The 8068-nt window shown below is 59.0% G+C and carries 9 protein-coding genes and 1 pseudogene; 6 read left to right on the top strand and 4 right to left on the bottom strand.

The features are described 5' to 3' along the window. Nucleotides 1–294 (top strand): annotated as a pseudogene (locus K288_RS0141445) (IS5/IS1182 family transposase); the annotation flags it as partial. Between the two features lie 374 nt (nt 295–668). Here K288_RS0141445 and K288_RS51615 read toward each other — a convergent pair. Continuing rightward, nucleotides 669–1277: a phasin family protein gene (locus tag K288_RS51615; RefSeq protein WP_027584649.1), complete on the bottom strand. Its 609-nt coding sequence runs from the start codon at nt 1275–1277 to the stop codon at nt 669–671. 422 nt (nt 1278–1699) lie between these two features. Between K288_RS51615 and K288_RS0141425 the strand changes: the two genes are divergently transcribed. Both K288_RS0141425 and K288_RS48615 read left to right on the top strand, forming a co-directional pair. Further along, nucleotides 1700–1906, top strand: a complete 207-nt coding sequence (locus K288_RS0141425) for a hypothetical protein (protein WP_027584647.1) — start codon at nt 1700–1702, stop codon at nt 1904–1906. A 345-nt stretch (nt 1907–2251) separates the two neighbouring features. Beyond that, nucleotides 2252–3247: an acyl-CoA desaturase gene (locus K288_RS48615; RefSeq protein WP_160169079.1), complete on the top strand. Its 996-nt coding sequence runs from the start codon at nt 2252–2254 to the stop codon at nt 3245–3247. Here the strand turns inward: K288_RS48615 and K288_RS0141415 are convergent. Then, nucleotides 3205–4134, bottom strand: a complete 930-nt coding sequence (locus tag K288_RS0141415; protein WP_027584646.1) for a class I SAM-dependent methyltransferase — start codon at nt 4132–4134, stop codon at nt 3205–3207. The two genes, K288_RS48615 and K288_RS0141415, sit on opposite strands and share 43 nt — an antisense overlap. Nucleotides 4135–4322: 188 nt before the next feature. Then, complete coding sequence (locus K288_RS0141410) at nt 4323–4565, bottom strand: hypothetical protein (RefSeq protein WP_027584645.1); 243 nt, start codon at nt 4563–4565, stop codon at nt 4323–4325. A 119-nt stretch (nt 4566–4684) separates the two neighbouring features. On the opposite strand from K288_RS0141410, the gene K288_RS50025 reads away from it, so the two are divergent. After that, a complete protein-coding gene (locus tag K288_RS50025; protein ID WP_051335032.1) occupies nt 4685–5437 on the top strand; it encodes an FkbM family methyltransferase in 753 nt (250 codons plus the stop codon). A gap of 5 nt (nt 5438–5442) precedes the next feature. Continuing rightward, entirely contained in the window at nt 5443–6858 is a 1416-nt protein-coding gene (locus tag K288_RS0141400) for a hypothetical protein (protein WP_152535948.1), read from the top strand. 34 nt (nt 6859–6892) lie between these two features. On the opposite strand, the gene K288_RS0141395 is transcribed toward K288_RS0141400, so the two are convergent. After that, the gene (locus tag K288_RS0141395) at nt 6893–7897 is read right to left on the bottom strand and encodes a phytanoyl-CoA dioxygenase family protein (protein ID WP_027584643.1); all 1005 of its coding nucleotides are present in this window, start codon (nt 7895–7897) and stop codon (nt 6893–6895) included. On the opposite strand from K288_RS0141395, the gene K288_RS51610 reads away from it, so the two are divergent. Further along, nucleotides 7875–8068, top strand: a 194-nt coding sequence (locus K288_RS51610; protein WP_152535947.1) for a transposase, incomplete at its 3' end; no start/stop codon positions are given. The genes K288_RS0141395 and K288_RS51610 overlap by 23 nt on opposite strands.

Here is an 8068-nt window from a genome sequence, read left to right as displayed (position 1 = left end):
AATGCGCCACCCGATTACAAGTTCAGGGTGTTCATCTCAGGCCAGAAGCGGCGCGTGACGCCCAGGATCAAACGCGAGCTGCGCCGGCGCTCGGCCGTCGAGCCGGTCATCGGCCATCTCAAATCCGAGCATCGCATGGGGCGCAACTACTTCTGGTACCGCAAGGGCGACGCCGCCAACGCCGTCCTCGCCGCCGCCGGATACAACTTCCGCCGTCTCATCCGCTGGCTGGAGCTTTTGTTGCACCAAATCCTGGTCAGGCTCATCCTCCGATTTCAGCTCGTCCCAAGCTGAAATCAGACTTCTTCACGGGCGACTGGAGACGGTTGCTCGATTGGAGGCGTCTGCCGAATTTCGATAGCGAGCGGCACCGCATCGCTACAATTCGTGATTGCCACTTAACGCATGTAGCGGCGGTCCTGCTCGGTCCGTGCGTTCTGTATGGGTGGCGGCCGCTGCAGTACCCGCGCCGTGCCCCTCAATTGCCCCCTTGGGTGTGCTGGCTCGGCGCTGTGGCGGTTGTCCTTGTCAGCCCGCAGTCCGTGCGCCCAAGGTGTGCCAATGGTGCATCCTCCCCCGGGCCCTGAGAGGTGCGCTTAGGATGCACGGTGCGGGCTGCGGGCAATAGCCGCTAGCCGCGATGATCGGCATTGCTGCCGCGGTGGCTGCTAGTGGCGTGTAGCGCGCAGCTCCAGTGTGGTTTGGGTGATCCTGGCGACGAGCCCTTCGAAGCCCACGACTCTCTGCCTGGCCAATTCGCCGTGGAGTTTGCGAATTTTCTCCGATTCAGCGACGAAAGTCTCAAACGCCTGCTTCGCGAATTCCGTCTGAAGCTCAAACACCTTGTCGAGCGAGCGGACGCCCGCAAGCTGCTCCAGGAAGGACAAGGTTTGTGTCAGCGACTTCCTGGTGTAGTCGCTATAGGCATCGGCGATCGTTGCAACGCTCACGGCGACGGGCTCGGCCGATACGATGGCGGGGGCCGGGACGGTGTCAGTCGCGGGAGCCTCAGCCGGAGCGCTTTCAATCGACGCGACCGGTGTGCTGATCGGCTCGTTGAACTTGGTCTCCTCGCTGATCTGCTCGGCTTGATTGATTGGTTCGGCTTGATTGATTTGTTCCTGGGCGCCCTCCAATTGGTCCGCCACGGGTGCCGGCTCGGGGACTTGTTGTGTTCCGGCTTTCTTGCCCGGCTCGGCCTTCTTGCCCTGCCGTGCTGTCTTTCCCTTGCGCTGGCTGGATTTTCCGGCCGGCTTATTCCCATCCGCACTCAACATTGGCGCTCCAGATCTCAAATATCAATTAAGCTGTGAGCGTCCGCGATGTTTGCGCTGGATTCGGGGTTGGGCTTTGTTCCTCGCATGGCGGTCCTGTGTCGATATTTGGAAGGAGCGCCGGCGGGCATCTCGCGCCTATTTCAGGCTGCCCACGGGCAGGCTCAAGGGCGGTTCCCCAATGGTCGGCGCGAAGCGCGACTCCGCGAGTCCTTGACGGTTATCGTCACGGCGGCTTGGATTGCGCCAGCACTTTGCGGAGGCGAGTAATGCGTTTCTTCCCGTCGATCGCTCCCGGGTCCGATCGCGACGTCTATCAACGGCACCGACACCGCGTTGCGACCCAGCTTTCGCTGCTCTGATCATCCGCGAATTGGTGGCGGTCGCTGCAGCGCATCGCCGAGCCAGACGAAGAGGAGCAGCGCGTGAGCGACATCTCGAAGGTCGTGGAGTTCATCCGGCAGAACCAGCAGGACGCGGTGCAGCGCGGTTGGTTGCCGATGTGGAGGATCTACGAGCCGGTGGATTTCCCGGGCTGCTACGTCGCGCGCATGTTCGAGGTTGGCGGCAGCGAGGTGCCGCAGCCGACTGAGGTGATGCTGCGGGCGGTCGGAGACCGAAGGATGGGTTGAAGACGCTGCGGGACGCGTTCGAGGCGGCAGGCCTGCTTTGCATGCCACACTCGGCCGGCGACGAGTCGGAGATCGTGGAGAGTTGGGTCTGAGCACGCTAACGTTGTGGGCGTTCCATTGGGCGAAATCTGCCCTCCAATAGCCCAAGTCTGGCGGCATGCGGACCAGGGCGCCCCACCGAGTCGAGCGATTCGGCAGCTTGAACTGCGCTAAGCCTCAGGTTGAAATTATTCCAAAATGGGCCGGAATGCGATTTGGAACCTGCGACAGCTCGTCGCGAGCACGGCGCGACACCGGCCGGCGGAAAGCAGCGTGACACCGAGCTCGCTTCATGCGAACACTCACATGATGGACGCGTCGGAAACATATCCTGCCGCTGAACGCCGGTGGCCGCCGACGATAGTCGTTGGCCGCGGTCTGCGCATTGAGCTGCTGCAGGTCCTGTCGATCTTTAGTCTCGTCCTGGTGGTGGCGGGCAGCGTCGCCGGCGTATGGTGGTTCTACGTCCACGGCATCACCTGGTTTGAGCCTTTGCTGCTGCTGTCCGTGACCTTCGTCACCGGACTTGGCATCACGCTCGGCTACCACCGCTTGTTCTGCCATCGCGCGTTTGTCGCCCGACCGGCGCTCGCCGCGGCGCTCGGGATTCTTGGTGCGATGACCATGCAGGGCCAGATCCTGGGCTGGGTCTCGATCCATCGCAAGCATCACCGATACAGCGACCGGCCCGGGGACCCGCATTCGCCGCGCCCGCGCGGAACCGGGATTGTCGGCGCCATCCGGGGTTTCTTCCGGGGCCATGTTGGATGGGTGGTGTCCGACACCTATTGCGTCTACGTCGACTACGTCCGCGATCTACGCCGCGATCCGGTCGTTCGCTGGGTTGATCGTTGGTATTGGCTATGGGTTGCCGCCAGTTGGATCATACCCGGCTTCATCGGTCTCGCCTGGTACGGGACGGCGGATGGATACTGGGCCGGCTTCTTTGCGGGCGGCCCGCTCCGCACGCTCTGGCAACTCAATTGCACCTGGGCGGTGAACTCGATCGCGCATAGCTTCGGCGGGCGGCGCTTTGAAACGCGCGAGGACAGCCGCAACAGCGTGCTGGTCAACGCTCTCACCATGAACGGCGAGGGGCTGCACAACAACCATCACGCCTTTCCCTGGTCGGCAAGCTTCGCGCTCTTCCGGGGCGAGATCGACCCCGGCTACTGGGTGCTGCGTGGTTTCACGGCCATGGGCTGGGCGTCGAAGGTGCGGGTGCCTTCCCCGCACCTGGTTGCGGCGCGGGCTGCCGCTCAGCCGACGACCGGTCCCTTGCGCTCGAGCACCAAGCGATAGAGCGTAACGGCGCCGGCGAGATAGGCGTCCAGGCACGTCTTCAGATTATGCATGTAATCGCTCACCATCTCGCGCCCCACCAGCGCAACCAGATCGGCCTCCTGGCTCCGCAGATTCCTTAACCAGGCTCGCAGCGTGTAGATGTAGTCGCGCGGTTTTCCTTCGAGATGCACGAGGTCGAACCAGTGTTCGCTGGCGAGCAGCATCTCACTGGCGTGAGGCAGGTTGCCCTCGAGCCAAAAGCCGTCGATTCCGCTTTGGACAATGTGGCGGGCCTCGCTGCCGAGTTCGATGTTGCCCCAGCCGTTAACCTGGATCGAAGCCCGGCCACCGACCCTGAGCGTGCGAGCACAGAACTCGAAGAACAGCCGGTAGGCCTCGATACGCTGCTGACGATCCGCAGTCTTGCCGGTGAAGTGCTCCATCGCCTCGAGGCTCACGATCGCGTCGAACGGGCGATTCGACTGATAGTCCTGCCAGGCCGAAATCTCGGTCACGAAATTCGGTGGAGCATAGCTCCGCACGTACTGGGCCTGGTTATCGGCGAGTGTCAGGCCGACATAGTCGATATCCGGCCTGCGCACCATCAGCCGCTTGACGAGGCTGCCCCAGCCGAACCCGACATCAAGCACACGCTGCGCGCTGTCCGCGCCAGACATATCGATGTGCCAGTCGAGCTTGCGCAGTTGCGCCGCCTCGAGCGTGTCGCGGTTTCCGGGCTCGTTCCAAATGCCAGCCGAATACGCAAGATTGGGTCCGAGGAACCGCTCGTAGAGTCGGGGCTCGCGGTCATAGTGGGCCTGAATCTCGGCTTTCGACGCCCCCAGATTGGGGATCGCCGCGCTGGGCGTTTCGAGAATGGTGTCGGTTAGGCGAGTGCTGGCCATCACAGCTCCAGGAAATCAGGGTATTCACCAGAATACCCCAAACTATGATCGGCTCATACCCCTCCCAACCGCTTGGCCATCGCATGCGGGATGAACGCTGGTGAAGCCCAACGGTCATTGCGAAGGCCGCCATTGGCTCTTTGGCCCCTCGGGCCGCCGACCTCATCCACAAACTGCCGAGGCGGCGACTATGATGTACCGATCAGGATAAATCCGGCTGCCTTCTCCTCGGTCCGCGCGGTGAATACGACCGGACCGACCAGCCGCTGCGCGCGGGCATGTCCTCCTTCGCGGACAGGGACGACGGGATGATGAGCGCATCCGCCGCCGATTGCCCTCTGCAGTTGCTCGACTGAAAAGTCACCGCGCTGGATTGTTTTGGTGATGGTTGCAGTCGAGCCGATCACGCTCAACACATGGTTCTTAGACATCGCGGGTTTCAGTCCAAACTGACTAGTACCCCGTAAATAACACTCTTGATGAATTCCGTTGACAGATCGGCGGAGGTAAAAGACAACCGGCAGTAGTTTCATTAAAGCGGGTGCGAGGAATGTGGATTGTCCACAAAGTAGTTCGCGCTGCGTACGGCGCCCTAAATACTACGAGAGTTCTTGACACTCCGATCGGTCAGGCGGCGTACCGGTACTTATACGAACAATACAAACGTCGTGATGACGATCTCAAGATTCGATCCTTATGCGACGATATCGTGCCCGGCACGATCGCGATTGATGTCGGAGCAAACATCGGGACCTATGCCACGGCGTTCGCAAAGAGCGTTTCGAATGGTGGAATTGTTCTCGCGATTGAGGCCGATCCCTACAATGCGGAGATCTTGCGCAGACGCTTTGTGAATTCCTGCAATTTGGTGCGTGTCATCGAGGCCGCAGCATCCGATCGAGCGGGCCTTCTTAAGCTCAGCCGCGACGAAAAGAACCCAGCAGGTCACGTTTTATCCAGCCAAGGCATAGATGTTAGAGGCGTCACTCTGGATGACATTGTGAGCGATATCAATTTGCCCGTAAGCGTCATCAAAATCGATGTTGAAGGTGCTGAGCCGCTTGTCATTAGAGGTAGCAAGAGAACTATCGAGCGAGACAGGCCCACGATCCTTCTCGAATACTCGCCAAGCAGAATTGCGCCATTTGAGCCGGATCCGACGTCATTACTGTCTTACTTTCGTGATCTTGCATATAACTGTTTTCTCGAGGGCTCTGCAGTTCCCCGATCAATCCAGGAAGTCAATCTGGCGGCAGAGCGTCGTCAATACGTTGACGTCTTGCTGCGCCCGACGAAGAGGTGAAGTTGATGCAGCTGGCCACGTTTCGCACTCGCTTGGGCTTCTGGCTGCCGATTGCCGTGGCATGTGCCGCGATCCTATTCCTGTTCATCATGATGCAGCTGTCAGCGATCACCTATCCATTCTGGGATCACTGGGAACAAGCAGAGACAATCAGTATCTACTATGAAAAGGGGCTTGGTCCAGCTCTGTGGCATGTCCTGACTTCCTTGAGTCAGCATACGCGCCCAGTAACGGTGCGGCTTATCTTTTTGTTGAACGGAATCCTTACCCGTTGGGATATCGGATCCGAATACATTTACATGTACATGACCCTGGCCGCAGGCCTGCTTCTGCACTTCAGGATCATTCGGCGCATTGCAGGCACCAAGGAAATGACTGCAAGCGAGGCGATGTTATTTTCCGTCGTGACGATTCTTTATTGCTCGCCCGCGAACCACAACAATCATTGGTGGTCGTGGATGCTGCAGCTGAATCTCAATGCAGTGCTCAGTCTCGTCGGTCTGTACGTCAGCGCTTTCGAAAAGAGGGAATGGACCCGGAATATCTTGATGGCCATCGTTTGTTGGCTATCAGTCTACACGCTGACAAACGGGTTATTTTTGCTGCTCACGATGGCATTTATCGCTCAGTTCAGAACCTCTAAGCCACTTCTTCCTGGCAAAGTCACAGTATTCTGGCTTGCCAATATTGCAGCCATCCTCTGGACCTATTTTCCCATTGCCGAACCGGGCATGACAGCGCATCCGCAGGTGATGAGCGTCGTCCAGTTTGCTCTCATGTACATAGGCCAGCCGGTAGCGGCGCTGATCAATTTTCCATACTACAATATGTTCGAGCCGCCTTTTGGTACCATGCTGAGCACGCTATGCGGTACCGTCATCGGCCTCTTTGCGTGTTATATTGTTTTTGTCTATCGCTCCTATTTCCGTGATCCTCCCCCACACTTCATCTTCATGGTCGGAACATTCATCTTCGTCGGGCTCAGCGCGCTCGGGACGGGGTGGGCGAGGGTCACCTTTGATAGCTTCGGTGTGCGCAACGGAAACTCAAGCCGATACGTGGTGACTGGATCGCTCTTTGTTATCGCGATGCTCTATTTTGCTTTCGCAGAGCGAAGAGATTTTCTGAACAGAGTATCGTTTGGATATCTGTCGACATCGAACAGGACGAATCTGGCGATCGTTGCTGCATATACACTTTTCGTCTTGGTATCCTGTGTGTCGTACGTGCGCTCGTTTCCAATCTACTCGGAGGTGAGAGCATTCAATTTTCGCTTGGCGTCAGGATTTGCCCCGGACGGTCGCGTTACCCCGACGGACCCGGCCTTGTATCCAAATGCAACTCGCATGGGCGAGCTGCGCTCGAGATTGTTGCGGTTGCGAATAGGCCCATACCGGGGTGATCCAGTGCAGGCACCTTGAAGTCCAAGGGCTCATACGACCGTCATGCGACTGATCAGCGCCCAAGCAGTCGGGCGACAGTCTTTCTCCATGCTGATGGTGCTGGCGATGCGGCCTTTGAAATGTCCGCGCCCGCATCGAGCTGGTGAACCGTCTCCCTTGCGCCGTTATAGGTCGTGAAATACGGGTACCGGATGTACTTCAGCCCCTTGTAGCTCTGCAGATCGAACTTCTGTGGGGGCTGTGACTGCACCTCTTCGCGATCGTAAAGCATGAACTGCTCGAAGGTGTAGAGCAGAGTTCTCTTCCCGACAAAATGAAATACCGCGCTGCGTCGGCTTAGCTTCGGATTGATCCGCGGCGATCCGCCGTGCGCGAGCAGCGAATGCCAAAACACGACATCGCCAGCTCTTAGGTTCAGGGCCGGCCGTTCCGACCTGTAGGAGCGCTCCAGCGCGCGGAAGTCTTCAGTCCATGTATGGCCAAGCTCAGCGACAACTTTGGAGCGTTTGTCGGCCGGAAAATCCAGACTGCGCGCCGCCGTACGTTGTTGGTCCAGTGCAGGGCGCGCCTTAACGATATCGTCGCTTCGATAGAACGGCCAAGTGTGGCTCGCTGGGACATAGAAGAGCGGACCGGAGTCAGGGTGAATGTCTTCGAGCGCGACCCAGCACCCGGCCATTGAATAGCTCGGCTCTGGCCAGAAAAATATTGCGTCGATGTGAGCTTCCTGCGTCGTTCCGCGCTCGAAATTGAGTGACCCAAATACGATCGGATCGTCATCGAAGGCCCATCGGAGGAAGGCGGTCACCCGTTCATTGCGAGCGAGCTCAAGGAGCTCGGGATGTTTCTGATGCAGCTGACCGATGCGGTCTCCGAACCCGCTTTCGTCCTTGCCGTCGTCGAGCTGTCTGCGCTCGGCGGCGACGATCTTGTTATAAGCTGCAATGTAAGCGTAGCGCAGAGGCCCGTCGGATTGTTTGTGCGGGGTCTTAAGAGCACCGTTAGAAGAGTCATCTTCAGCAAGGGTGCTTACAATGGACGACCATTCGGATGACATAAGACGACCGTTGTCGCCGCGTATCGAAGTGTATGCTGGCGCAGGTCGCAAGCGGTGGCCGGATGATTTGAAGGCACAGATTGCCGCGGAAAGCCTCGAGCCGGGGGCGGTTGTCACAGACGTCGCCCGTCGCCATGGCTGCCGGCCCCAGCAGGTGCACGACTGGCGGCG

The sequence above is a fragment of the Bradyrhizobium sp. Ai1a-2 genome, assembly GCF_000426245.1.
GTDB lineage: Bacteria > Pseudomonadota > Alphaproteobacteria > Rhizobiales > Xanthobacteraceae > Bradyrhizobium.
The sequence above is the reverse complement of the archived record's forward strand: the minus strand, read 5'-3'. Positions and strand labels throughout refer to the sequence as shown.